At 71.9% G+C, this 23,979-nt stretch carries 22 protein-coding genes; 16 read left to right on the top strand and 6 right to left on the bottom strand.

Going from position 1 to position 23,979, the window contains the following annotated elements; translation table 11 throughout:
• Nucleotides 1–30: 30 nt before the first annotated feature.
• Together ACWD11_RS16260 and ACWD11_RS16255 are read right to left on the bottom strand one after the other, a co-directional pair.
• Nucleotides 31–888 (bottom strand): RICIN domain-containing protein, encoded by an 858-nt coding sequence (locus tag ACWD11_RS16260; RefSeq protein ID WP_451283580.1) that lies wholly within the window; start codon nt 886–888, stop codon nt 31–33.
• 161 nt (nt 889–1,049) lie between these two features.
• Nucleotides 1,050–2,336, bottom strand: a complete 1,287-nt coding sequence (locus tag ACWD11_RS16255) for a S1 family peptidase (protein ID WP_451283579.1) — start codon at nt 2,334–2,336, stop codon at nt 1,050–1,052.
• A gap of 188 nt (nt 2,337–2,524) precedes the next feature.
• Between ACWD11_RS16255 and ACWD11_RS16250 the strand changes: the two genes are divergently transcribed.
• From ACWD11_RS16250 to ACWD11_RS16200, 11 genes are all read left to right on the top strand, one after another.
• On the top strand, nt 2,525–2,938 hold the full coding sequence (locus ACWD11_RS16250) for a PaaI family thioesterase (RefSeq protein ID WP_451283577.1): 414 nt from the start codon (nt 2,525–2,527) through the stop codon (nt 2,936–2,938).
• A gap of 453 nt (nt 2,939–3,391) precedes the next feature.
• Entirely contained in the window at nt 3,392–3,607 is a 216-nt protein-coding gene (locus ACWD11_RS16245) for a type A2 lantipeptide (protein WP_250071740.1), read from the top strand.
• A gap of 136 nt (nt 3,608–3,743) precedes the next feature.
• Nucleotides 3,744–4,550 (top strand): HlyD family efflux transporter periplasmic adaptor subunit, encoded by an 807-nt coding sequence (locus ACWD11_RS16240; RefSeq protein WP_389417115.1) that lies wholly within the window; start codon nt 3,744–3,746, stop codon nt 4,548–4,550.
• Nucleotides 4,547–6,769, top strand: a complete 2,223-nt coding sequence (locus tag ACWD11_RS16235) for an NHLP family bacteriocin export ABC transporter peptidase/permease/ATPase subunit (RefSeq protein WP_451283574.1) — start codon at nt 4,547–4,549, stop codon at nt 6,767–6,769. The genes ACWD11_RS16240 and ACWD11_RS16235 overlap by 4 nt, the downstream gene beginning before the upstream one ends.
• A gap of 1 nt (nt 6,770) precedes the next feature.
• The gene (locus tag ACWD11_RS16230) at nt 6,771–9,587 is read left to right on the top strand and encodes an NHLP bacteriocin export ABC transporter permease/ATPase subunit (RefSeq protein WP_451283572.1); all 2,817 of its coding nucleotides are present in this window, start codon (nt 6,771–6,773) and stop codon (nt 9,585–9,587) included.
• A gap of 93 nt (nt 9,588–9,680) precedes the next feature.
• Complete coding sequence (locus ACWD11_RS16225) at nt 9,681–10,706, top strand: Ppx/GppA phosphatase family protein (RefSeq protein ID WP_389417112.1); 1,026 nt, start codon at nt 9,681–9,683, stop codon at nt 10,704–10,706.
• A gap of 28 nt (nt 10,707–10,734) precedes the next feature.
• Nucleotides 10,735–10,926, top strand: coding sequence for a hypothetical protein (locus ACWD11_RS16220; RefSeq protein WP_451283571.1), 192 nt, complete (start codon nt 10,735–10,737; stop codon nt 10,924–10,926).
• A gap of 81 nt (nt 10,927–11,007) precedes the next feature.
• On the top strand, nt 11,008–12,042 hold the full coding sequence (locus tag ACWD11_RS16215) for an iron-containing redox enzyme family protein (RefSeq protein ID WP_389417110.1): 1,035 nt from the start codon (nt 11,008–11,010) through the stop codon (nt 12,040–12,042).
• Entirely contained in the window at nt 12,043–12,717 is a 675-nt protein-coding gene (locus tag ACWD11_RS16210) for a HemK2/MTQ2 family protein methyltransferase (RefSeq protein WP_389417109.1), read from the top strand.
• The gene (locus ACWD11_RS16205; protein WP_389417108.1) at nt 12,698–12,895 is read left to right on the top strand and encodes a CDGSH iron-sulfur domain-containing protein; all 198 of its coding nucleotides are present in this window, start codon (nt 12,698–12,700) and stop codon (nt 12,893–12,895) included. Before ACWD11_RS16210 ends, ACWD11_RS16205 begins: the two co-directional genes overlap by 20 nt.
• Nucleotides 12,896–13,037: 142 nt before the next feature.
• Complete coding sequence (locus ACWD11_RS16200) at nt 13,038–13,853, top strand: VOC family protein (protein WP_389417107.1); 816 nt, start codon at nt 13,038–13,040, stop codon at nt 13,851–13,853.
• A 139-nt stretch (nt 13,854–13,992) separates the two neighbouring features.
• On the opposite strand, the gene ACWD11_RS16195 is transcribed toward ACWD11_RS16200, so the two are convergent.
• Entirely contained in the window at nt 13,993–14,427 is a 435-nt protein-coding gene (locus ACWD11_RS16195; RefSeq protein WP_389417106.1) for a protease inhibitor, read from the bottom strand.
• 483 nt (nt 14,428–14,910) lie between these two features.
• Here ACWD11_RS16195 and ACWD11_RS16190 point away from each other — a divergent pair, with 483 nt between their 5' ends.
• Both ACWD11_RS16190 and ACWD11_RS16185 read left to right on the top strand, forming a co-directional pair.
• A complete protein-coding gene (locus ACWD11_RS16190) occupies nt 14,911–16,080 on the top strand; it encodes a lactate 2-monooxygenase (RefSeq protein WP_451283568.1) in 1,170 nt (389 codons plus the stop codon).
• Nucleotides 16,077–17,060 carry a 2-hydroxyacid dehydrogenase gene (locus ACWD11_RS16185; RefSeq protein ID WP_451283567.1) on the top strand — a complete coding sequence of 328 codons (984 nt, stop codon included), beginning with the start codon at nt 16,077–16,079 and terminating at the stop codon, nt 17,058–17,060. Before ACWD11_RS16190 ends, ACWD11_RS16185 begins: the two co-directional genes overlap by 4 nt.
• Here ACWD11_RS16185 and ACWD11_RS16180 read toward each other — a convergent pair.
• The 3 genes from ACWD11_RS16180 to ACWD11_RS16170 form a co-directional block, all read right to left on the bottom strand.
• Nucleotides 17,047–18,630 (bottom strand): RICIN domain-containing protein, encoded by a 1,584-nt coding sequence (locus ACWD11_RS16180; RefSeq protein ID WP_389417104.1) that lies wholly within the window; start codon nt 18,628–18,630, stop codon nt 17,047–17,049. The genes ACWD11_RS16185 and ACWD11_RS16180 overlap by 14 nt on opposite strands.
• Before the next feature lie 441 nt (nt 18,631–19,071).
• On the bottom strand, nt 19,072–19,449 hold the full coding sequence (locus tag ACWD11_RS16175) for a toxin Doc (RefSeq protein WP_389417103.1): 378 nt from the start codon (nt 19,447–19,449) through the stop codon (nt 19,072–19,074).
• Nucleotides 19,450–19,452: 3 nt separating this feature from the next.
• Nucleotides 19,453–19,698, bottom strand: a complete 246-nt coding sequence (locus tag ACWD11_RS16170) for a hypothetical protein (protein WP_451283566.1) — start codon at nt 19,696–19,698, stop codon at nt 19,453–19,455.
• A 247-nt stretch (nt 19,699–19,945) separates the two neighbouring features.
• Between ACWD11_RS16170 and sigJ the strand changes: the two genes are divergently transcribed.
• From sigJ to ACWD11_RS16155, 3 genes are all read left to right on the top strand, one after another.
• The gene (sigJ, locus tag ACWD11_RS16165) at nt 19,946–20,890 is read left to right on the top strand and encodes an RNA polymerase sigma factor SigJ (protein ID WP_451283565.1); all 945 of its coding nucleotides are present in this window, start codon (nt 19,946–19,948) and stop codon (nt 20,888–20,890) included.
• Nucleotides 20,887–22,359 (top strand): cytochrome bc1 complex cytochrome b subunit, encoded by a 1,473-nt coding sequence (gene qcrB / locus ACWD11_RS16160; protein WP_451283563.1) that lies wholly within the window; start codon nt 20,887–20,889, stop codon nt 22,357–22,359. The genes sigJ and qcrB overlap by 4 nt, the downstream gene beginning before the upstream one ends.
• A 137-nt stretch (nt 22,360–22,496) precedes the next feature.
• Entirely contained in the window at nt 22,497–23,963 is a 1,467-nt protein-coding gene (locus ACWD11_RS16155) for a VMAP-C domain-containing protein (RefSeq protein WP_389417099.1), read from the top strand.
• Nucleotides 23,964–23,979: the final 16 nt, after the last annotated feature.

Raw genomic sequence — 23,979 nt, 5'->3', positions numbered from 1 at the left:
GACGACGTGCGGACCCGGGTGCGCGCGTGGTCAGGCCGGGGTGAGCTGCTTCCAGAGCTGGGCGCCGGTGCCGTTGCAGTCGTGGATCTGGAGCTGGACGCCGTTGCGGAAGTCGCCGTGGGGGACGTCCAGGCACTTGCCGGACCGGGGGTTGGTGAAGGCGGCCGGGCCGGGGGCGTCGTAGCGCCACTGCTGGGCGGTGGTGCCGTTGCACGTGTAGATCTGGACCTTGGTGCCGTTGGCGGTGCCCCCGTTGGCCACGTCCAGGCACTTGCCCGAGTTCGGGTTCACCAGGGTGCCCTCGGGGGTGATCCGCCAGGTCTGCCCCAGCGAACCGTTGCAGTCCCACAGTTGCACCCTGGCGGCGTTCTCCTTGCTCGCGCCGCTGACATCGAGGCAGTGCGCGCCGCCGTCGGGGCTGTAGGTGTACGCCGTGGGCGTGGCGGGGCCGGTCACGGTGAACGCGCACCAGGCGGACCAGGCGGAGGGGCCGTCGCCGTTCTCGGCGCGGATCCGCCACTGGTAGTCACCCGGGGTGAAGGTGCTGGTCGGGATCTGTATGCCCCACTCGTGCCCGACCGGGCCCGTGGTCAGGGGGTAGGTGCGCAGCGGCGGTTCGCCCGGGCGCGCGAGTTCCAGCGTCCCGGCCAGGTGGGGCTGGGGGTCCAGGCCCTTGACCGAGGCCGCGAACAGGGGAGCGGAACCGTTGGTGGTGCTGAAGGTCGGCGGGGTCGGGGCGCCGCACTGCTGGAAGCCCGCGTAGGGGCCGTTGGATATCCGCAGTGCCTCGGGGACGTCGGGGGTGGCGGCCCACGCGGCGCCCGGAAGACCGAGGAGGGCGGTGGCCAGGCCCGCGGCCACGGCGACCACGTAACGCATCCATCTCATGAGTGCTCCATCGCAAGATCGACGATCGTGTCGATCAAGAGTTCACACCGCTGGATCCGTCCACGTCAGTCCCTCGGGGTGGGCGTAAGGATTACGTCATATCCGGATGGCCGGCCCTCCCGCCGAAGGGCCGGCCACCCGGGGTCGTACGGTGACGGGGGTCAGTGGGTCTCGGTCAGCCCGGAGTCATCGGCTCCACCGGCACCGACACCGGCGCCCTCGCCGACACCCGCCTCCTCGCCGACACCGGCGTCTTCACCGGCGCCCGCTTCCTCACCGGCACCGGCCTCCTCGCCCGCCCCGGCGTCGCCGCCTGCCGCGTCACCCGCGCCGAGGGTGGCGCCGACCGCTTCGAGCGCGGTCGTGACCGGCTGGAAGAAGGTCTCGCCGCCCACCGTGCAGTCGCCGCTGCCGCCCGAGGTCAGGCCGATCGCGAGTCCGTCCTGGGTGAAGAGCGAACCGCCGCTGTCGCCGGGCTCGGCGCAGACGTTCGTCTGGATGAGCCCGGTGACGGTGCCCTCGGGGTAGTTGACGGTGGCGTCGAGGCCGAGGACCTGACCGTCGCTCAGCCCGGTGGTGCTGCCCATCCGGAAGACCTGGAGGCCGACCTCCGCCTCCGCGGCCTGGCTGATCGGGACGGTCTGACCGCCGCCGACGTTGACCTCGCTCGGCGCCTCGGTGGCCGGGTCGTCGTACGTGACCAGGGCGAAGTCGCCCGCGCCGGGGAAGGTGGCGGTGGCCGCGTCGACGGTGGCGATCGGCGCGCCTCCCTGGGCGTCGGACCACTCGGCGGCGGCGACCCCGCAGTGACCCGCCGTCAGGAAGGCCGGGGCGCCGTCGCCCGCGGTGACGTTGAAGCCGGCCGAGCAGCGGGCACCGCCCGCGAAGATGGCGTCGCCGCCGGAGAGGAAGGTCTTGAAGGTGCCCTGGGACTTCTTGATGGTCGCCATGCCGGAACCGAGGCTCTGTACGGTCGACTCCAGCCGGTCCCACTTGGCGCCGGTGACGGTGCTGTCGGCGGTGACCAGGATCTTGTTGGTGCGGGGGTCGACGGCCCAGGCGGTGCCCGGGATGGTCGCCTCGGACTTCAGGGTCTGCGCCCCGGCGTCCAGTTCGGCCAGGCTGTTGTCGACCTCGCGGACCTTCGCGCCCGCCTTCTTCGCCTGGACGATGACGTTGTTGTTGTCACCGGGGACGACGTTCACGACCAACTGCCGGCTGCCGGCGTCGTAGTACGAACCGGCGAAGGCGTCGCCGAGCAGTCCGGCGAGCTGTGAGGCGAGGTCCGAGGCGTCCGCCGCCTTCAGGGTCCGGGGCGCCGCGGAGTCGTCCGAGGCGCCGTCCTGGGACGCGTTGGCGTGGGGCAGCAGGATGGCCGCCGCTCCGAGCGCCGCCACACCGCCCGCCGCTATCGCGGCCTTCCGCTTCGGCATTCGCTTGTGACTCAACCTTCTCGACCTCCTGGGGGGACGGGGTCCGTGCCGCCTTGCGTGCGACGGCTGTTCGGGGCGCCTGGATGGCCAGTGGTACGCACGGGTCACTCGGGGCGTTCAATTCCGTTGCCGCGCGCACGGCTCGAAACGCCGATTCGGCCACGGTCCGCGTCCCGGCGGCCGGGTCCGGGAACACTCCCCCCATGACGATGACCACCGCCGAAGCCGACAAGATCCTCGCCGACAGTTTCGCTGCCTGGGTCCTCGAACTGGGTCTGACCGTGGAGGGGCTGGACGACCGGCGCGCGGTCCTGCGGCTGCCCTGGTCGGACCGGCTGGCCCGGGAGGGCGGGGCGATGTCGGGGCAGGCCCTGATGGCGGCGGCCGACACCGCGACGGTGATCGCCGTGTCGGCGGCGCGCGGGGCCTACGGGCCGATGACGACGGTGCAGCAGTCGACGTCGTTCCAGCGGGCGGTGTCCGGCTCGGATGTCCTGATCGAGGCGGTGGTCACCAAGCTGGGCCGACGGATGGCGTTCGCCGACATCACGATGACCGACGGCAGCACGGGCGAGATCGCGGCCCACGCGAGCACGATCTACGCGATCCTGGGCTGACACGCACCGCATCCGGACAGTGACGCTCCGCTGCGGCCAAGGAGCGGAATCCTTGCTTCAGCGAATCTGCACATCGAATGCCCAACCACGTCACCGGGGACCGCACTCCCCCACAACCCGCTACCGCCGGTCACACCATTGGGGCGGGAGTGTCGCTTTCGCCTCCCGCCCCGCAAGAGCGCACACGAGCCGATGCCGTGACCGATGTGAAGAAGTCGCCGACAAGCCGTGCCCGCACCGTCACGGATTACCGCCCCTGAGGCTCAAGTGCCCAGGTGAGGGCGTGCGTTGATTGGAAGCGCGCACCGGCCGCGTGCTTTGATCCATCGCACCGCGGGGGCCGCTACGGCACCCGGAAACGGGCGCCGGGCGCCCTGCGGTCGCGGCCGTCATCTGTCCCCAGAGGGGGCCGCTCCCCCCTTGTGACATACCCATACGAAGGGAAGTTCCATCATGAACTCCACCCCCCAGGTTGAGACCGTCGAGATCTCCGACGCCGAGCTGGACAACGTCTCCGGCGGCCTTTCCGTGAACGCCCTCGGCACCGTCACCGGCCTGGTGGACGGCATCGCCCCGGTTTCCGGCCTGGTCAACACGGTCGTCGGCACGGTCGAGGGTGCCACCGGCCTGAACACCGCCCCGGTCACGAACCTGGTCGCCGGTCTCTGATCGCGCCTTTTTGTAACGTCGAGTCCCGGAGCCGCCCCCGGCTCCGGGCTCTTCGGGTGCCACAGCGCTCCCGTAAATGCCGTAACAGCTCTCCCGTATGCCGTAACAGCTCTCCCGCACAGGTGAGGGAAGTTCCTTGCAGTTCCGCCAACAGGCCCTCGCCAGGCTCCAGTCGCCGGAGGAGCTCGATCTTCCGGTGCGTTTCGCCCGTCCGCAGGGCTGGCTCACGCTGTCCGTGACGATCGTCGTCATGGCGGCGGCCTCCGTGTGGGCGGTGACCGGCTCGGTCGCCTCCACGGTCAGCGCGCCCGCGATCCTCACCCACGGGCAGGGCAGCTACCTCCTGCAGAGCCCGGTCGCGGGCCAGGTCACCGCGGTCCTCGCCGAGCAGGGCGAGCGGCTGCCCGCCGACTCCCCTGTCCTGAAGGTCCGTACGGCCGACGGCGACACGATCGTGCGCACGGTCGCCGCGGGCCGGGTCACCGCGCTCGCCGCCACCATCGGGCAGATCATCCGGACCGGCGCCAACGTCGCCGCGGTGGAGAAGGTCGCCCACGCCAAGGATCCGCTGTACGCGACGGTGTACGTGCCCGCCGAGAACGCGGCCGCCGTCCCCGACGGCGCAGCCGTCGACCTCACCGTCCAGTCGGTGCCCACCGAGGAGTACGGCGTGCTGCGCGGCCGGGTGGCGTCGGTGGACCGCGGCGCCCAGTCCGCGCAGTCCATCACCTCCTTCCTCGGGGACAGCCAGCTCGGCGAACAGTTCACGAAGGACGGCAGGCCGGTGGCGGTACTCGTGAAGCTGGACAAGTCCCGTCGGACGAAGAGCGGTTACCGCTGGTCGTCCGCGGACGGACCGCCCTTCTCCCTCACCTCGATGACCCTGGCCGACGCCTCCGTCCGGCTCGCCGACGAGCGTCCCGTCGACTGGCTGCTGCCGTGAGCGCCGCCCAGGACACCCGGGGCCGCCGCCGCGCCGCCCCGCCGAAGAGACCCGTGCCCAAGGGCGGGGCGAAGACGGTCCGTACGCCCACGGTGCTCCAGATGGAGGCCGTGGAGTGCGGCGCCGCCTCGCTCGCCATGGTCCTCGGCCACTACGGCAAGCACGTCCCGCTGGAGGAACTGCGCATCGCCTGCGGTGTCTCCCGCGACGGCTCACGGGCCAGCAACCTCCTCAAGGCCGCCCGCAGTTACGGCCTCACCGCCAAGGGCATGCAGATGGACACGGCCGCCCTCGCCGAGGTGCGAACCCCAGCCGTGCTGTTCTGGGAGTTCAACCACTACGTCGTCTACGACGGCATGGGCCGCCGCTTCGGCCGCCGCGGGGTGTACATCAACGACCCCGGCAAGGGCCGCCGTTTCGTGCCCATGGAGGACTTCGACGGCAGCTTCACCGGAGTCGTGCTGGTGATGGAGCCCGGCGACGGCTTCCGCAGGGGCGGCCGCAAGCCGGGTGTCCTCGGCGCCATGCCGGCCCGGCTGCGCGGCACCGCGGGCACGCTGCCCGCGGCGGTGCTGGCAAGCCTGCTGCTGGTGGTGGTCGGCGCGGCGGTGCCCGCGCTCAGCCGTACCTACATCGACATGTTCCTGATCGGGGGCCAGACCTCCCTGCTCGGCGTGCTGTTCGCGTCGATGGGGGCGTCCGTCCTGCTCACGGTGGTGCTGACCTGGCTGCAACAGGCCAATCTGCTGCACGGCCGGATCATCTCCTCCACCCTCTCCAGCGCCCGCTTCCTGCGTCATCTGCTGCGCCTGCCGGTGACCTTCTTCTCCCAGCGCAGCCCGGCCGACCTGGTGCAGCGCCTGCAGTCCAACGACGCGGTGGCCGAGACCCTGGCCCGCGACCTGGCGGCGGCGGGCGTGGACGCGGTGGTCGTCGTCCTGTACGCGCTGCTGCTGTACACCTACGACCCCCAGCTCACCGTCGTCGGCATCGGGGTCGCGCTGCTGAACATCGTGGCGATGCGGGTGGTGATCCGGCTGCGCGCGACGCGTACGGCGAAGCTGCGCGCCGACAGCGCCCGGCTCACCAACACCGCCTACACCGGCCTTCAGCTGATCGAGACGATGAAGGCGACCGGCGGCGAGGACGGCTACTTCCGCAAGTGGGCCGGACAGCACGCCACCACCCTGGAGGAGCAGCAGCGCCTCGGGGTGCCGAGCGCCTGGCTCGGTGTGGTCGCGCCCACGCTGGCCACCCTGAACAGCGCGCTGATCCTGTGGATCGGCGGCATGCGCGCGGTCGAGGGCCATATCTCCGTCGGCCTGCTCGTCGCCTTCCAGGCCCTGGTCACCCGGTTCACCGCCCCGCTGACCCGTCTCAACGGCGTCGCGGGCCGCATCCAGGACTTCGCGGCCGACGTGGCCCGCCTCAAGGACGTGGAGAACTTCCGGGCGGACCCGCTCTACGACCGCCCCGGCGGCGCCGACTCCACCCGCAGGCTGCACGGGCACGTGGAGCTGCAGAACATCACCTTCGGCTACAACCCGCTGGACAAGCCGCTGTTGACGGGGTTCGACCTCACCGTCGGTCCCGGTCAGCAGGTGGCCCTGGTCGGCGGCTCGGGCAGCGGCAAGTCCACCGTGTCCCGGCTGATCTCGGGCCTGTACACGCCCTGGGAGGGTGTGATCCGTATCGACGGACAGCGGCTGGAGGACATCCCGCGCGGCGCGCTCGCGTCCTCGGTCTCCTTCGTGGACCAGGAGGTGTTCCTCTTCGAGGGCACCGTCCGCGACAACGTGGCGCTGTGGGACCCCTCCGTCCCGGACGACGCGGTGACCGAGGCCCTGCGGGACGCGGCCCTGTACGACGTGGTCATGCGCCGCCCCGGCGGCATCCACAGCAGGGTCGAGCAGGACGGCCGCAACTTCTCCGGCGGCCAGCGCCAACGCCTGGAGATCGCTCGGGCGTTGGTGCGCCGGCCCAGCATCCTCGTCCTCGACGAGGTGACCAGCGCGCTGGACGCGGAGACCGAGCTGACCGTGATGGACAACCTGCGCAAGCGCGGCTGCGCCTGTGTGGTCATCGCGCACCGGCTGAGCACCGTGCGCGACAGCGACGAGATCGTCGTACTGGAGCACGGCACGATCGTGGAGCGCGGCCGGCACGCGGACCTCGTCGCACGCGGCGGCGCCTACGCGACCCTGGTCAGGGAGCGGTGAGATGACCTCCGTGCACGAGGGCGACCTCGTCCTGAGCGCCCTCGGTTCGATGGGCAGCCGTATCGACTGCGCCGGGTTCAGCCGGCTCGACCTCGAAGGCCCGCAGGTGCTGTGGCTGGTGGCGTCCGGGGCCGTGGACCTGTTCGCGGTGGACGCCGGGCAACAGGGCCACTGGCACCACCTGGGCCGCCTGGAGGCGGGCTCGCTGCTGCTGGGCCCGGTCGTGGGCCCGCAACACACCCTGGTGGCACGCCCGTTGCGCGACTGTGTCGTGCACCGCATCGGCCTGCGCGAGCTGTACCAGCCCGCCCCCACCCAGACCTGGTCCTACGACGAGTACGGCAACCCGCAGTACGTCCCGCCGACGACGAGCCCGCTGGAGTACGCCCTCGCCCTCGGCGTCGGCCGCAGCCTGTCCATCCTCTTCCAGGCCCCGATGGCCACCGAACGCGCCGCCGAGATCAGCGACGACGACGTCCTCTGGATGCAGGTCCCGCCCGGCAGCGTCCAGTACGGCTCCCTGTACGGCCAGGAAGCCGCCGCCGACCTGCTCATCGACCCGGCGGTCTGGCAGTCCATGGTCGACCAGCAGTACCGCCTGCTGACCACCCTGGACCGCTGGATCGAGCAGCTGGAGCGCACCCACGAGACGCGCACCGCGGAGGGCATCAGAGCCGGTGAGGCGGTGCGCGCCCAGGCCGACCGGACGCTGCTGGCCTCGATCGGCAAGCGCGGCGGCACGCGGACCACGGCCGCCGACGCGGACGCCACTCACGCGGCCTGCAAGCTGGTCGCCGAGGCGGCCGGGATCACGCTGGCCGACCCCGCGCACAGCGGCACCGAGAGTGACCGGCTCGACCCGGTCGAGCGGGTGGCCCTCGCCTCCCGTGTCCGCACCCGGGCGATCCGTCTCGACGGCCGCTGGTGGCGGGAGGACGCCGGCCCGCTGGTGGGCCGCCGGGCCCTGTCCGGGGCGCCGGTGGCACTGCTGTGGCGGCGCGGCGGGTATGTCGCCGTGCACCCGGCGACGGGCCGCGAGACACCCATCGAGAAGGCCAACGCGGAGGAGTTCGAGCCGCGTGCGGTGATGTTCTACCGGCCCCTGCCCGATCGTGCGCTCAGCCCGCTGCGGCTGGTCAGGTTCTGCCTGCGCGGCACCGCCGGGGATCTGACGAACCTGCTGCTGAGCGGCCTGGTGACGGTCGCGATCGGGGCGCTGGTGCCGGTCGCGACCGGCAAGGTGCTCGGCCAGTTCGTGCCGAAGGCGCAGACGGATCTGATCGTGCAGGTGTGTCTGGCGGTGCTGGTCAGCAGTGTGGTGGCCGCCGCCTTCATGCTGCTGCAGAATCTGACGATCCTGCGCCTGGAGGGCCGGATCGAGGCGATTCTCCAGCCGGCCGTCTGGGACCGGCTGCTGCGGCTGCCGACGAAGTTCTTCACCGAACGGTCCACCGGCGAGCTGGCGAGCGCGGCGATGGGCGTGAGTGCGATCCGGCGGCTGCTGGCGGGGGTCGGTCCCACGGTCGCCCAGTCGGTCACCGTCGGCGCGATGAACCTGGGGCTGCTGCTGTGGTTCAGCGTCCCGATGGCGCTCGCGGCGATCGGCATGCTGGTGGTCATCGCCGTGGTGTTCCTGGGGCTCGGGCTGTGGCAGGTGCGCTGGCAGCGGCGGCTCGTGGTGCTCGGCAACAAGCTGAACAATCAGGCCTTCCAGACCCTGCGCGGACTGCCCAAGCTGCGCGTGGCGGCCGCCGAGAACTACGCGTACGCGGCCTGGGCCGCGCAGTTCGCCCGCAGCCGCGAGCTCCAGCAGAAGGTGGGCCGGATCAAGAACCTCACCGCGGTGCTGGGCGCGGTCTATCTCCCGCTGTGCACCCTGCTGATGTTCATGCTGCTGGCGGGCCCGGCGCGCGGCTCGATGTCGGCGGCGGCGTTCCTCACCTTCAACACCTCGGTGACGATGCTGCTGACCTCGGTCACCCAGCTCACCGGCGCGTTCGTCTCGGCGGTGGCCGCGCTGCCGCTGTTCGAGGAGATCAAGCCGGTGCTGGACGCGACCCCGGAGGTCCGCACGGCGAGCACCCGCCCCGGCCCGCTGACCGGCGCGATCGAGGCCCGCCGCCTGTCCTTCCGCTACTCCGACGACGGCCCGCTGGTCCTGGACGACGTCTCCTTCTCGGTCCGGCAGGGCGAGTTCGTGGCGATCGTCGGCCCGAGCGGCTGCGGCAAGTCGACGCTGCTGCGCCTGCTGATCGGCTTCGACAAGCCGCTCTCCGGCAGCGTCCTCTACGACGGCCAGGACCTGGCCGCGCTGGACCAGTCCGCCGTACGCCGCCAGTGCGGGGTGGTGCTCCAGCACGCGCAGCCGTCCACCGGCTCCATCCTGGACGTCATCTGCGGCACCGAGCCGTACACCCCGGAGGAGGCGATGGCGGCGGCCGAGCTGGCGGGGCTCGCCGAGGACATCAAGCGGATGCCGATGGGACTGCACACGATCGTCTCGGGCAGCGGCGCGATCTCCGGCGGCCAGCGCCAGCGCCTGATGATCGCGCAGGCGCTGATCCGCCGCCCGCGGATCCTGTTCTTCGACGAGGCGACCAGCGCGCTGGACAACGAGACCCAGCGCACGGTGATCGAGAGCACGAAGGCGCTGGCAGCGACGCGGATCGTGATCGCGCACCGGCTGTCGACGGTGCTGGACGCGGACCGGGTGATCGTGATGGAGGACGGCAAGGTGGCCCAGCAGGGGCCGCCCGCGCAGCTCCTGGCGGACACCGGCGGACGGCTGCACGAGCTGGTCCGGCGCCAGCTCGCCTGACGGGTGCGCGGCACTGGCCGAAGTGCGACCCCCGTCCGCCGGGAGACGGCGTTTCCCCGTTCGTTCGCGGGGAAAACGGGTACTCACGCCGCCATGCGAATCAGCGTGGTGGATGTGGGCTCCAATACGGTCCGTCTGGTGGTGGCCGACGCCAATGACGGCGTACCGCTCCCGGTGCACACCGCAAAATGGCGACTACGGCTGTCCCAGCACGTCAGACCGGGGGACGCGATACCGGACGAGGCGGTCGAACGGCTGGTCGACGCGGTCGCCGAGGCGAGCAGAACCGCCGCCCGGTGGCGGGCGACCGACCCCGTGGCCTTCGCCACGGCCGTGGTGCGGGCCGCCCCGAACCGGCGCGAGGTACTGGGCGCGGTCCGGTCCCGCACCGGAGTGGATCTGTGCACCCTGCCCGGCGAGCTGGAGGCCGAGCTGACGTTCCTCGGGGCACGGCGGTGGATGGGCTGGCGGGCGGGACCGCTCGCCCTGCTGGACATCGGCGGCGGCTCGCTGGAAGTGGCCTTCGGCCGGGGCCGGCTGCCGGACTTCGCGGCCTCCCTGCCGCTCGGCGCGGGACGGCTGACTCATGAGTTCTTCGGCGACGACGACCCGCCCTCGCCCGAGCAGGTACGGGCGCTGCGCCGCCGGGTGCGGCATCAGCTGCGGGACGTCGCGGCCCGGATCCGCTGGGAGGGACCGCGTACGGCGGTCGCGACCTCACGGACGTTTCAGCAGCTGGGCCGGTTGTGCGGGGCGGCGCCCGGCCGCAACGGCCCCTTCGTGGAACGGCCGCTGCACAGCCGCGACCTGCGCGGTGCGGTGGAACGGCTGGCCGCGCTGCCCGCGGCCGAGCGCTCCCGGCTGCCCGGCATCTCCGCGCCCCGGGCCGCGCAGAGCCTGGCCGGGGCGGTCGTCGCGCACACCGCGATGAAGCTCACCGGGCTGCGGACGGTCACCGTGTGCCCCTGGGCGATCCGGGAGGGAATCCTGCTGCGCCACATCGAGGACGGCGCGTCCTGGTGGACGCGGGTCGCCCGGGCCGGCGAGGAGCCGACGCCGCCCGAACCGGTGCCGCTGCGCCTCGCGGGATCGAACGGCATGGCGGGCGCGAGCAGCTGAGCATGAGGACCGGAGAGAGGAGAATCCCGTGAGCGACGACCGGCACGACTCTCCGGAGGAGTCCGAGACGGCGCTGGACGAGGTCCTGCGCGAGATGTCCGAGGCGCAGCAGCGCCCCGGCGACGCCGGTGATCCGGCGCGCCGGCACCGCCGTGAGGGTGAGGCCGCCGACGCCATCACCCCCAGCACCCGGGCCCAGGAGGAATCCGAGGGCGGCTGAGGGACCGCTCCGCGCGGGGCGCGCCACGCCGTAATGGTTCTGGCACGGATGGCCGCGCCCCACGCGGGTACCCGGGCCCACATGCCACACCAGCACGACACACCACGTCTGCCCGCTGCCCGCGGCCCGGTCTCCGCAGCGGTGATCCGGTATCTGCGGGGGACGGGCCCCCTGCCCGGCGAGGACGACCTGGCGAGCGCCGACGTCTACGGCGACGATCTCCAGCTCGCCCTGTACGTCTGCTACGAGCTGCACTACCGCGGTTTCGCCGGCCTGTCCGCCGACCGTGAATGGGACCCCGACCTGCTGCGGACCCGCGCGGCGCTGGAGCAGCGCTTCGAGGCCGCCCTGCGCGCGGACACCCCCGCCCACGACGGCGTACCGGACGCGATCGACGACCTGCTGGTCGAGCCGGTCGACGGCACGGGCGTCTCCCACTTCCTGCGCGACGAGGGCGAGCTGTGGCAGCTGCGCGAATACGCGGCACTGCGCTCGCTGTACCACCTCAAGGAGGCCGACCCGCACGCCTGGGTGCTGCCCCGGCTGTCGGGCCGGGCCAAGGCGGCCATGGCGGCGGTGGAGTTCGACGAGTTCGGCGGTGGACGCCCCGAGCGGGTGCACGCCCGTCTCTTCGCCGACCTGATGACCGACCTCGGCCTGGACACGACGTACGGCCACTACCTGGACGCGGCGGACGCCGAGACGCTGGCCACGGTCAACATGATGTCCCTGTTCGGTCTGCACCGAAGGCTCCGGGGCGCGCTCGTCGGCCACTTCGCCGCCGTGGAGATCACCTCCTCGCCCGGCTCCCGGCGGCTGGCCGAGGCGATGCGCCGCACGGGCGCCGGACCCGCCGCCGAGCACTTCTACGACGAGCACGTCGAGGCGGACGCGGTGCACGAGCAGGTCGTCCGGCACGAGGTCATCGACGGCCTGCTGACCGACGAGCCGCATCTGGCGCCGGACATCGCCTTCGGCATCGACGTCACCGGCTATCTGGAGGACCGGCTCGGCGAACGCCTGCTCACCCACTGGCGGGCCGGCCGGTCGGCGCTGCGCGAGCCGCTGGACGCCGAAGGGCGCCCGCAAACTTCTGAAACCTCCCTTATTTCCTGAATGTCGGGGTACTCGAGCGCTGTGAATTTTCTGGTGCTACCGGGCGTCTACGCCCCACAGGAGGACACCGAGCTGCTGGCCGGTGCCCTGGCCGACGAACCGCTGCCGACCGGCGCCGAGGTCCTCGAAGTGGGAACCGGCTCCGGCGCACTGGCCCTGAAGGCGGCACGGCGCGGCGCGCGCGTGACCGCCGTGGACGTGTCGCGGCGGGCGGTGTGCACGGCACGGCTGAACGCCTGGCGGACCCGCCTTCCGGTGCGGTTCCTGCACGGCGACCTCTTCGAGCCCGTGCGCGGACGGTCGTACGACCTCATCCTGGCCAATCCGCCGTACATGCCGACGCCCGCCGCGGACACCGAGCCGCGCGGCAGCGCCCGGGCCTGGGACGCGGGCCACGACGGCCGGCTCGTCCTGGACCGCATCTGCCGGGAGGGGCCCGAGCTGCTGCGGCCCGGCGGGGTCCTGCTGCTGGTGCACTCCTCGCTCAGCGGTCCCGACCGGACCGTGGAGTGGCTGCGGGCGGCCGGGCTGAAGGCCGCCGTGTCCCGGCGGTGCCGGATCCCGTTCGGGCCGGTGATGCGTGCCCGTGAGGAGTGGCTGCGGCAGCGAGGGCTGCTGTCCGCCGCCGACGAGAAGGAAGAGCTGGTGGTCGTCCGTGCCGAACGCACCGTCTGAGCCGCCCCGCCGGGTGAAGGTCCAGCGCGCGGGTCCGCTGATGCTGGAAGGGCCCGTGGAGATCGAGCTGGAGGACGGCAGCACCGTCGTCTCCGACCGCTTCCGGGTCGCCCTGTGCACCTGCCGGCGCAGCCGGCGCTATCCCTGGTGCGACACCAGTCACCGCAAGAAGGCCTGACTTTCCCGCCCGCCGATGAGTTCTGCGGGCGCGCGGGGTCCATCCCTTCGTAAGGCACCCGTCAGCCTGGCCACCCGTCCGCCGTGCGCGGCCGACGGGCCGGTGCCAGGCTGACGGGAACGGACCTGCGAAGGGAATCCTCATGATCACCACGGACCCCGTCCACGGCGTGCCGTGCTTCCTCGACCTCGGCGCCCCTGACGTGCGGGCCGCCGCGGCCTTCTACGGCAGCGTGCTCGGCTGGGACTACGAGGCCATGCAGGGCGGCGAGGAGACGGAAGGCGCCGAGGAGATGGAAGGCGGCATGTTCCGCAAGGACGGCAAGGTCGTCGCCGGCCTGGGCAAGCTCACCGAGGAGGGCGCCCGCTCGGCCTGGATGATCTACTACAACGTCGCCGACGCGGACGCCACCACCCAGGCGGTCGAGAAGGCGGGCGGCACGGTCCGGGTGGCACCCCGGGACCTCGGCGAGTGGGGCCGGATGGCACAGCTCAGCGACCCGCTCGGCGGCCAGTTCGCCATCTGGCAGCCCGGCACGGACGGCGGTGTGGAGCTGGTGGACGCCCCGGGCGCGCTGTCGTGGACCGAGCTGTACACGAGCGACCCCGAGGGCGCGAAGAAGTTCTACGGCGATGTCTTCGGCTGGTGGTACAGCGACATGGAACTGCCGGGCGGCGGGGGCACGTACTCCCTGATCACCCCGGCGGACCTGCCCGAGGAGCGGATGCAGGGCGGCATCATGGGCCTGCCGCAGGAGGCCCTCGCCCTGGCGGGCGGGAAGCCGTACTGGCACCCGGTCTTCGACGTCGAGGACTGCGACGCCGCGGTCGCCCGGGTCACCGGGAACGGCGGCAGTGTGCAGATGGGCCCCGAGGACGCCGAGGGCGTGGGCCGGCTCGCGGTGTGCGTCGACCCGGCGGGCGCGGACTTCGTGGTGCTCACCCCCGTCAAGAGCTGAACACACGAGGTGCCGGCCGGGCGGCCCCACTCCGCCCGGCCGGCCCCCGATACGAGATCGCAGGCCACTGTGACAGGACTCGCACTCCCCAGTCACGGGCCGCTGCACATGATCACGCCGGCCATGCGATCCCGGTCCCTCAGAACGCGAAGACGCTCGCTCCGAGGGAGCTCTTCACGCACTCGTTGGAGAAGGTGCGCTCGTAGGAGACGCGCTCTCCGCGCCAGACACCGTCGACGGTGACGACGACGGGGTCGTACTCCCTGGTGCACATGATGTCGTCGTCGCTCGCGAGCGCGTCGAAGTCTCCTTGGGCCGCGCGCAGTTCGGCGCAGGCCCGGCCGGCCGCCGGGTGCGTGCCGGAGGGCGCGGGCGTGCAGACGAGGGTCACGGCGCGCTCCGGGGCGGTGAGCGCCGCGCTCTCGCCGTGGGCCACGGTGAGCACGAGCGCGGAGGGGGCGTAGAGCGAGCCGGTCGCATTGCCGGGGGCCGCGGGGGCGGCTCCGGCGAGAGGGCCGCAGACGGCTGCCGCCGTCAGGCCGAGGGTTGCTGTCCAGCGCGCGGTGTTCCGCATTGTGTGCATCCTTCCGCTCGATTCGGGGGTGTGCCGGAGCCCGCCCGATCGGACCGGAACCGGCGACCGCGAGTCTGCCGAGTCCGCCGCCGGAACACACATCGACCCCATGTGTTTCAGTAACCTTGCGTATTGAATCAGTGGCGTGAAGTAACGGAATTCGACTGTTCCAACCCTTGCAACGGCCGGATCTTGATCGCCCGAAGCAGCCAACTGGCCGAATACCCCGCGCTCTGCAATAGGCCTGAAACATTCCGATTCTGCCCTCGCTCGATCACTTCCTGACATCGAAACGGCCCCTCGAAGCCGTGGAGGATTCATCCACTGACGTAACGACAGATGGATGAACCGTCACGGCGCCCCCGCCAACTCGCCGTAATCCCGGCGCAGTCCGCGTGGGGAGCCTGACCGGTCACGCCTCCCTACTGGTCGGTATGGTCTGCGTACTGCGCGTTCTCAGCGACGAGAGGCGGGATGGACGACATGGCCAAGCACTGGGCGGACTTCCAGTACGAGATCTATCTCAACGGCATGACCGGTGCCGTACCCCGGCTGCCCACCGATCTGACCCGGCTGGAGGAGCTGACCGAGCAGCGCCTCGGCCCGGGTCCGGTCGGTTACGTCGCGGGCAGCGCCGGGGACGGCAGTACCGCCCGCGCCAACCGGGCCGCCCTGGAGCGCCGCCGGATCGTGCCGCGCATGCTGCGGGACGTGCACGAACGGGACCTGTCCGTCGAGGTGCTGGGCCGCGCCCTGCCCGCGCCGCTCGCGCTGGCCCCGGTCGGCGTGCTGTCGATCATGCATCCGGACGCCGAGCCGGCCGCCGCCCGGGCCGCCGCAGCGCAGGGCGTGCCGTACATCCTGTCCTCGGCCTCCAGCACGCCCCTGGAACAGGTCGCCGAGGCGATGGGGGACGCCGAGCGCTGGTTCCAGCTGTACTGGCCCAAGGACCCCGAGGTGGCCCGGAGTTTCCTGGACCGAGCGAAGGCGGCCGGGTACACCGCCCTCGTCGTCACCCTGGACACCCCGCTGCTGGCGTGGCGGCCCCGCGACCTGGACCAGGCGTACCTGCCGTTCCTGCACGGGGTGGGCACCGCCAACTACTTCACCGACCCGGCCTTCCTGGCGGGCCTGGCCAAGCCGGTGCACGAGGACCCGAACGCCGCCGTGATGCACTTCGTGGGCATGTTCGCCGACCCCGGCAAGACCTGGCCGGACCTGGCGTTCCTGCGGGAGCACTGGGACGGCCCGATCGTCCTGAAGGGCGTCCTGCACCCCGACGACGCGCGAGCGGCGGCCGACGCCGGGATGGACGGGGTCGTCGTCTCCAACCACGGCGGCCGGCAGGTGGCCGGTTCCGTCGCGGCGGCCGACGCGCTGCCCGGGGTGGTGGCGGCGGTCGGCGACCGGCTCACCGTCCTCTTCGACAGCGGGATCCGCACCGGCGACGACATCGTCAAGGCGCTCGCCCTCGGCGCGCGGGCGGTACTGGTCGGCCGGCCGTACGTGTACGGGCTGGGCCTGGACGGACAGGCCGGCGTCGAGCACGTCATCCGCTGTCTGCTCGCCGAACTCGACCTCACCCTCGCGCTGTCGGGACACGCGGGCCCGGCCTCCCTGAGCCCGGCCGACCTCGTCGAGGAGTCCGCATGACCGCCCCGCGCAACGTCCTCGCCGTCATCTCCGCGCACGTCGGGGGCCGCAGGACCGGGGCGGGGCTCGCCACGCTCTTCCCCGCCGAGGCGAACGTCACCGTCGTGGAGAGCACGGGCGAGGACCCGGACGCCCTGCTCGCGGCCCATGCGATCATCACCGGCCTTGCCCCGGTGACCGCCGAACACCTTGCCGCCGCACCGGAGTTGCAGCTCGTTCAGTGCGCGAGCCATGGCTTCGACTACGTCGATCTGGCCGCCGCCCGGGAGCGGGGCGTGCGGGTGTGCACCATCGGCTCCAGCGGCGCGGAGGCACAGAACGTCGCCGAGCAGACCTTCGCCCTGATGCTCGCCCTCGCCAAACAGCTGATCCCCGCCCACACCGCGCTCACCGAAGCCGACTGGGCCCTCCCCCGCCTCCAGGGCTCCCTGACCGAACTGTCCGGCAAGACGCTCGGCATCGTGGGCCTCGGCGGGATCGGCCGCGAAGTCGCCCGCCGCGCGGTGGCCTTCGACATGACCGTCGTCTACGCCGGACGCACCCGGGCCGACCCCGGCACGGAGGCCCGGCTCGGCGGCGCCCGCCATCTCCCGCTGGAGGATTTGCTGCGCACCTCGGACTACGTCTCCCTGCACGCTCCGCTCACCGAGGGCACCCGGCATCTCCTGGACGCCTCGCGGCTGGCGCTGATGAAGCCGACGGCGTTCGTGGTGAACACCGCGCGGGGCGCCCTGATCGACCAGGACGCCCTCGCCGACGCCCTGGAGAAGGGCACCCTGGCCGGGGCGGGCATCGATGTCTTCGAGCCCGAACCACCCACTCCGGCGCTGCGGTTGCTGCGCGCCCCGAACGTGGTGCTCTCCCCGCACGCCGGGGGCGTCACCCGGGAGACCCTGGTGCGGATCGCCCTGGCCGCCGTGCAGAACGTGACCGGGTTCCTGTCGGGGGAGCCGCCCCGGGACGTGGTCAGTCAGCCCTAGCCGGAGGCGCGGCGACCGACAGCGGGTCCGCGGGCGCCGACCGGCCCGGATCGGCGAGCCAGCGCTGGGTATCGGTGCCGTCCCGGACCTTGACGACGATGTCGGCGCCCGCCGTGCCGTTGGTGGAGGTGAGGGCGAGCCGTTCGTCCCAGCGGGGCAGCAACTCGCCCTGCACGGTCAGGTCGTAGCGCACGTCGTCGGCCCGGTCGTCGTCCTCGTCGGCGCACCGCCCGAGGACGACGACCCCGGCGTCCACCTTCGAGTCCAGGCACAGGCCGGGCTGCGCCGCGCTGCGCAGCAGCCCGTCCTCCTCGTACGACCACTGCTGGGTGTCCGCCGCCGAGCAGGCCGCCAGCTCGGTGCCGGCGCCGGGCTTCGGCGTGTCGCGGATGTCCAGGCACAGGTCGGCGGCGGCGTTGCGCAGACCGGTCCGCCGTGGCGGGACGGGGAGTCGGGCGGTGCCCGGGGGTGCGGTGGAGACGGTGGGCGGGGCCTGGGTGCCGGTGCCGCCGTCTGCCGCGGAGCCGGGCGGAGCGGAGCCGTCGTCGTCGGACCAGACACTGGCGGCGAGGACGGACGCGAGCAGCCCGGCGGAGGCGATCCCCACGCCGGTGAGCAGCGCCCGGGACGGACGCGGTCCGTCCGCCGCCCCGCGCAGTTGCGGGGGGACCCTGGGCAGCAGGCGCCGGCGTCCGCCGCCGTGCCGGGCGGGACCGCGGGGACGGGGGCTCGGCCGGGTGCGGCCCGGGCGGGAGTCCAGATAGCGGCGGGCGCCCCAGCCGAGCACGGATTCGGCGAGCAGGGTGCCCAAAGCGCCCTCGAAATGGCTCAGTTGTTCGGCCGCGGAACGGCAGTATCGGCACTGGGCGAGATGCTGCTGGACGTCCGGCAGCAGGGCTCCGCCGCGCCGCATGGGGACGTCGAGCAGACGGTTGTAGAAGCGGCAGTCTTTCGTCGGGGCGAGTTCCCGATGCGCGAGGACACAGCCTTCCCGGAATTTTTCACGCGCCTGTTCGAGTGCGACCGACGCGGTGTCGGTATCCATGCCCAGCAGTCCCGCGGGCACGGTTATCGCCTCCGCCTCCACCTCGGTGTGCCACAGCAGACACCGGGCCGGTCCCGGAAGGGCGTGGAATGAACGTCCGGCCAACTTCCGATTTTCCGCGGTCATCGACTTCGCGGTCCGTATACCGCGACCGCCGGCCGGTTTCCCGAGGTCCGGCAGAACGGCCGATATCCGTTCCTCGGCGGCCCACAGCCGGACCGTGTCCCGTACGGCGACCAGCAGCCGGGGCCGCAAAGCCGTGCCCGGTTCGCCGCGCGCCAGCCGGTCGAGGAGCTGGTGGAAGGCGGCGGAGGTGACCATCGCGGCGGCCTCCGCGCGGGAGGCCAGGCAGATCACCGCATATTCCTGGGCCGTGCGCCAGTGGCGCGCCATCAGCAGGGCGACCGCGGGGGAGGTCTCGCCGTCCGGTCTGCCTCTGAGGCGGGCGGCGAGACCGTCGTCCGATTCCTCGGGGGCGCCGGCGGGCGGGGGGTAAGGGGGGCGAGGGGGGTGGGGGGTGGGCACTGAGCGGATTCCTTCCCACGCGCGGAGAACAGCGCGGGGAGCGTGAATTCACCACTTCTCATCCGGTCCCGATCCCCCATCGGTACGAATGCGACCCGGCTTTTAACCCCCCGCACGGGCACTTAACCCTCGCACAACCCACTCACGCCCAACAAGGCACTCGGGCAACATCCGCACCGTTGAAAGAAAGTCAGAAACAGTGGCAACTCCCGTCACCCGCACCGGCTTTCGACTTTGCCCCGCACCCCGTGTGAATCACGCACCCGCGCCGGAGCGCCACGCACGCTCCCGGCGCGCACGAGCCCGCGGTGAACTGGGAGCGGCCCTTAGGAAGGCCCCGCGCAGGACAGCGGCTCCTGTGCGCAGGGGCCGCCGACCTCGATCCTCCCGCCCTGGGTCGGCGGCCCCGAGGGGGCGGGCCCGGCCGACGGCCCCTGAACCTCAGATCTGCCAGGACCGCAGCCGGTCGGCGGCGCCGAACACATCCACCCTGCCGTCGATCAGATCCCGGGCGAGGTCCACCAGCGCGCCGTACGGCGGATCGATGCCGACGCCGCTGACGAACATGTAGGCCACGGCCGTGGCGCAGGCGAACCGGGCGTTGGCCGAGGGCAGCGGCTTGAGCAGGGCCAGGGTGTGCAGCAGCGCGGCCGCCCGCCAGGCCGGGTCGGAGTCCACGCCGAGCCGCGGCGGGTCGACACGGTGCCGGGCCACGGCGGCGACCAGCGCGGAGAAGTCGTTGATGACGGGCTGGTCCGGCAGGACCTCCTCGTGCCGCTGGAGCAGCCAGGGCACGTCGATGTGGATGACGGCTGCCATCGCTCAGGCGGCCCGCCCCTCGCCCTTGGCGGGTGGTTCGTCCTCCGGGAACGCGGCGGCGAACTCGTCGGCGTGCGCGGAGAAGAACCGGCGGAAGGCCTCCGCACCCTCCTGGAGTGCCCGGTGCCGGGCGATGTCGGCCGCCGCGGCCTCCCGTACGAGCGCCTTCATCGACGTACCCCGCTCCTTGGCGATCTGCCGCAGATCCTCAAGTTCGCGGTCGCTGAACTCCACGTTGAGAGCTGGCATGACTTCACGGTACCGCGCGGGTACTTACCCGTAAATACGGCCAGGTCAGATGTGGTGTGCAACGGTACCTGGTGGGGTGCAGTACACCGCACGGGTGAGCACCGTCCGCCCGGGCCGTCGGCACGCGCTCGGGATCGTCTGCCATGGCGCGGCGTGAGAGCTGGGTCACATTACCCCGCTCGGGTGTCACAAACGGACCCCCTCATGGCCTCCCAGGGGTGAGCGCACCGCAGCGGAGGCCACCGTCATGTCCGAGACACCCCTTCCCGACACCGACGACCGGTTGGACCAGGCGACCGGCGTCTTCGTCGACCATCGCGAGCTGCTGTTCGGCGTCGTCTACAACGTCCTGGGCAGCGTCGCCGACAGCGAGGACGTCCTTCAGGAGACCTGGCTGTCCTGGACCGCCCGGGGCGGCGGCGACCCGCTGGCCGGGGTCGACAATCCGCGGGCGTACCTCGTCCGCGTCGCCGTCAACCACGCCCTGCGCCGGCGCGCCGCGATCAGCCGCCGCCAGGAGACCTACGTCGGCCCATGGCTGCCCGAGCCGCTGGTCGCGTCCGACGACGGCGCGGACGACCCGGCGCTGCGCACCGAGTCCGTGTCCCTGGCGCTGCTGGTGGTGCTGGAGTCGCTGTCCCCGCTGGAGCGCGCGGTGTTCGTGCTGAACGAGGTGTTCGGCTACCCGCACACCGAGATCGCGGACATCCTCGACCGCACCCCGGCGGCGGTACGGCAGCTGGCCCGGCGCGCCCGCGCCCATGTGCACGCGCGGCGGCCGCTCTACCAGGCGCATCCACGGGTGCGCAGGGAGGCGACGGAGCGGTTCGTGCGGGCCGCGCTCGGCGGGGACATCGCCGCCCTGATGGAGATCCTCGCGCCGGACGTCACGGTGTGGTCGGACGGCGGCGGCAACCGCAAACCGTCGGGACTGCGCCCGGTGCACGGCCGGGACAAGGTGGTCCGGCTGCTCACCGGGCACGGGGCACGGCCGGACGTGAGCGCCCTGGAGGTGCGCTACCGGCGCGTCAACGGCGACGACGCGGCGGTGCTGTTCGAGGGTGACTCGCCGTTCGCCGTGATGGTCATGGACCTCACCCCGGAGGGCGACCGGATCTCGGGCGTCTACATCGTCAGCAACCCCGACAAGCTCGCACACGTCGAGCGGGGCGAAGCGGAGGAGGGGGCATGAAGCAGGCGTCCCGCGGCGAACGCGTCGCCGACTGGTTCGACGGCCGCCTCGGCAGCCACGCGCTCGGCCGCACGTACCTGCGCAAGGTTTTCCCCGACCACTGGTCGTTCCTGCTCGGCGAGATCTGCCTGTACAGCTTCGCGGTGCTGATCCTGACCGGCGTCTGGCTCACCTTCTTCTTCCACCCGTCCATGAACGAGGTGACCTACCAGGGCAGTTACGTCCCGCTCAACGGCGTGCGCATGTCGGAGGCGTACGCCTCCACCCTCGACATCAGCTTCGAGGTGCGCGGCGGACTGCTCATCCGGCAGCTGCACCACTGGGCGGCGCTGGTCTTCGTGGCCGGGATGCTCACGCACATGATGCGGCACTTCTTCACCGGCTCGTACCGCAAACCCCGCGAGGTGAACTGGCTCTTCGGGTGGCTGCTGCTCTTCCTCGGCATGTTCGAGGGCCTGTTCGGCTACTCGCTCCCCGACGACCTGCTCTCCGGCACCGGGCTGAGGTTCGTCAACGGCGCCCTGCTGGCGGTGCCGATCGTAGGGACGTACCTGTCGATGTTCCTGTTCGGCGGGGAATTCCCCGGTGACGACATCGTGGCGCGCTTCTACGCGCTGCACATCCTGGTGATCCCCGGCATCATGGCGGCCCTGATCGTGGCGCACGTCGTGCTGGTCGTCCACCACAAGCACACCCAGTTCGCGGGCCCCGGACGGACCGAACGCAACGTCGTCGGCGCCCCGCTCATGCCGGTGTACCTGGCCAAGGCGGGCGGCTTCTTCTTCCTGGTCTTCGGCGCCCTCACCCTCCTCGCCGCGATCGCCACGGTCAACCCGGTCTGGGCGTACGGCCCGTTCCGCGCCGACCAGGTCTCCACCGGCGCCCAGCCCGACTGGTACCTGGGCTTCGCGGAGGGCCTGGTGCGCGTGATGCCGGGCTGGGAGATCAACTTGTGGGGACACACCCTGGTCCTCGGCGTCCTGATCCCGATCCTCGTCTTCCCGCTGCTGCTGATCCTGATCGGGGTCTATCCGTTCCTGGAGTCCTGGGTCACGGGCGACCGGCACGAGCACCACCTCCTCGACCGCCCGCGCAACCACCCGGTCCGCACCGGCCTCGGCGCGGCCTGGATCAGCGTCTACCTGATCCTCCTGGCGGGCGGCGGCAACGACATCGTGGCGACCCAACTCCACCTGTCCATCAACACGGTGACCTGGGTGATCCGGATCGCGGTCTTCGTCCTCCCGGTAGCGGTCTTCGCCCTCACCCGCCGCATCTGCCTGGGCCTGCAGCTGAGGGACCGGGAACTGATCGAACACGGCCGCGAAACAGGCATCGTCAAACGCCTCCCGCACGGCGAGTACGCCGAACTCCACGAGCCCCTGACCCAGGCCCGCCTGCACACCCTGACCGCCCACGAACGGCCCCGGGAATTCGTCGAGCACGAGTCCCGGGCGGAGCTTCCCTAGCCCTCCCCCGCCCTGTTCGCCGATCCCCTTCCGTCAGCGGCGGTGACCCCTAATCTTGTGTCACTGGCGGTACGAGCGAGTCGTCGCACAGGGCGAGGAAGCGCGCCCCCGGGCGGGGCGTCGGAGGGGGGCCTCCTTTGCGCGAGGAGATCGAGGACCGGATACGGCGCGCCGCCGTGGACGTCCTGGTGGACTGCGACGGTCTGCGTTCGACCGAGGACCGAGACCAGTTCCTGGCCCTGGTTCTCGACCGGCTCGGCGGCAACGGCCGGCTCCCCCGCCACTCCATCCCGCGCAAGCAGTACGTCGCCCTGCTGCTGTTCTGCATGAAGGACACCCCCGGCGGCCCCGCCCCGGACGGCCTGGCCTGTCTAGCCGCGGTCCTGGACCTGCTGGACCCCGGTTCCGCGGAGTCCCTGCTGATGGCCCGGCTCTGCGACGAGTGGCGGGCCGCGCGCACGCTGCCACCCGAATTCACCACATCCTGGGCCCTGTTGGGGGACTGCCTGGCCGCGCTCCGGCTGCCCGACGACGAGCGCCGCCGTCTGCTGGCGCGGGCGACACTGTCCCGATTACGCACCCCGCCCGACCACTGCACCACCCCCTGGTCGGACTTCCTCTACCTGGTGGGCCAGAACACGGCACCGGGCCAGGTGCCGCCCTGGATGGCGTACCTGGATGAGGTCTCGGCCTGGATGGACGCCCCGCACCGCCAGGAGATCCGCGCGATCAACCGGCGGCGCGCCGTGCACTGGGAGCTGGCGCAGACCCTCGACCGCAGACGCTACGGCCGGGAGGCAGAGCGGCAGCCGCCCGTCCATGACGAGCACCTGGCCATCCGGATCATGCCGGCGCCCCTAGACGAGGGCCACTACACGGTGTCGTACTGGTTCCACTCCGACGCCCGGGGGCCCGACTTCGAGGGACGGCGGGACGGCGCGGTGATCCCCTTCGCCGAGCTCCAGCGCACGGTCAGCGAGGTGATCTCCGAGGTGGAGCGGGCCGAGGGGGACCGTCCGGGGCACCTGCGGCTGGAGTTCGTGCTGCCGCTGGAACTGATCAACCTGCCCGTCGAGTCCTGGCCCCTGGACGCCGCCGAGGATCCGCATCTGCCCCTCGGCATGACCTATCCGGCGGTGGTGATCCGCAGTCTGGACCGGCTGCTGGATCAGCGCTGGCACGGCTGGTGGCGGCTGCGCTGGCAGAAGCTGCGGCAGGAGCCGCAGACCGGCTCCGTCTACATGAGCATCCCGAACACCGGCCCCCAGGATCCGCGCCGGGTGGTGGCCGGCCTGCTGGACGAGGAGCATGTCGCCGCCGTCCTGAGTGAACCGCCCGAGGAGGGCCGTCCGCACGGCTGTCTGGAGTTCAGGACGGCACTGCGCACCGGCTATCCGGTGGTGGTGTGGCATCGCACCAGCGAGTCGACGACGGAGTTCCGGCAGGTGCTCAGCGAGCTGTTCGCCGGTGGCTTCGCGGATCTGCTGCCCCGTATCACCCGCTTCCGCCGACAGGCCGCCGCGCTCGGCTCGGGCGCCCCTGAGCACCACATCGGCCGGCATCTCGCGGTGCTGTGGGACGACCCCGACCGCAAACCGCTGTGATCGCGCTGCGCAGAGA

This window comes from Streptomyces sp. NPDC002776 (assembly GCF_053592195.1).
The sequence above is the reverse complement of the archived record's forward strand: the minus strand, read 5'-3'. Positions and strand labels throughout refer to the sequence as shown.

Bases quoted from the DNA above. Each gene is read 5' to 3' on its own strand.
- ACWD11_RS16260 (WP_451283580.1), bottom strand. From the start codon at position 888: ATGAGATGGATGCGTTACGTGGTCGCCGTGGCCGCGGGCCTGGCCACC.
- ACWD11_RS16250 (WP_451283577.1), top strand. From the start codon at position 2,525: ATGACGATGACCACCGCCGAAGCCGACAAGATCCTCGCCGACAGTTTC.
- ACWD11_RS16245 (WP_250071740.1), top strand. From the start codon at position 3,392: ATGAACTCCACCCCCCAGGTTGAGACCGTCGAGATCTCCGACGCCGAG.
- ACWD11_RS16230 (WP_451283572.1), top strand. From the start codon at position 6,771: ATGACCTCCGTGCACGAGGGCGACCTCGTCCTGAGCGCCCTCGGTTCG.
- ACWD11_RS16225 (WP_389417112.1), top strand. From the start codon at position 9,681: ATGCGAATCAGCGTGGTGGATGTGGGCTCCAATACGGTCCGTCTGGTG.
- ACWD11_RS16215 (WP_389417110.1), top strand. From the start codon at position 11,008: ATGCCACACCAGCACGACACACCACGTCTGCCCGCTGCCCGCGGCCCG.
- ACWD11_RS16210 (WP_389417109.1), top strand. From the start codon at position 12,043: ATGTCGGGGTACTCGAGCGCTGTGAATTTTCTGGTGCTACCGGGCGTC.
- ACWD11_RS16200 (WP_389417107.1), top strand. From the start codon at position 13,038: ATGATCACCACGGACCCCGTCCACGGCGTGCCGTGCTTCCTCGACCTC.
- ACWD11_RS16195 (WP_389417106.1), bottom strand. From the start codon at position 14,427: ATGCGGAACACCGCGCGCTGGACAGCAACCCTCGGCCTGACGGCGGCA.
- ACWD11_RS16190 (WP_451283568.1), top strand. From the start codon at position 14,911: ATGGCCAAGCACTGGGCGGACTTCCAGTACGAGATCTATCTCAACGGC.
- ACWD11_RS16185 (WP_451283567.1), top strand. From the start codon at position 16,077: ATGACCGCCCCGCGCAACGTCCTCGCCGTCATCTCCGCGCACGTCGGG.
- ACWD11_RS16175 (WP_389417103.1), bottom strand. From the start codon at position 19,449: ATGGCAGCCGTCATCCACATCGACGTGCCCTGGCTGCTCCAGCGGCAC.
- ACWD11_RS16170 (WP_451283566.1), bottom strand. From the start codon at position 19,698: ATGCCAGCTCTCAACGTGGAGTTCAGCGACCGCGAACTTGAGGATCTG.
- sigJ (WP_451283565.1), top strand. From the start codon at position 19,946: ATGTCCGAGACACCCCTTCCCGACACCGACGACCGGTTGGACCAGGCG.
- qcrB (WP_451283563.1), top strand. From the start codon at position 20,887: ATGAAGCAGGCGTCCCGCGGCGAACGCGTCGCCGACTGGTTCGACGGC.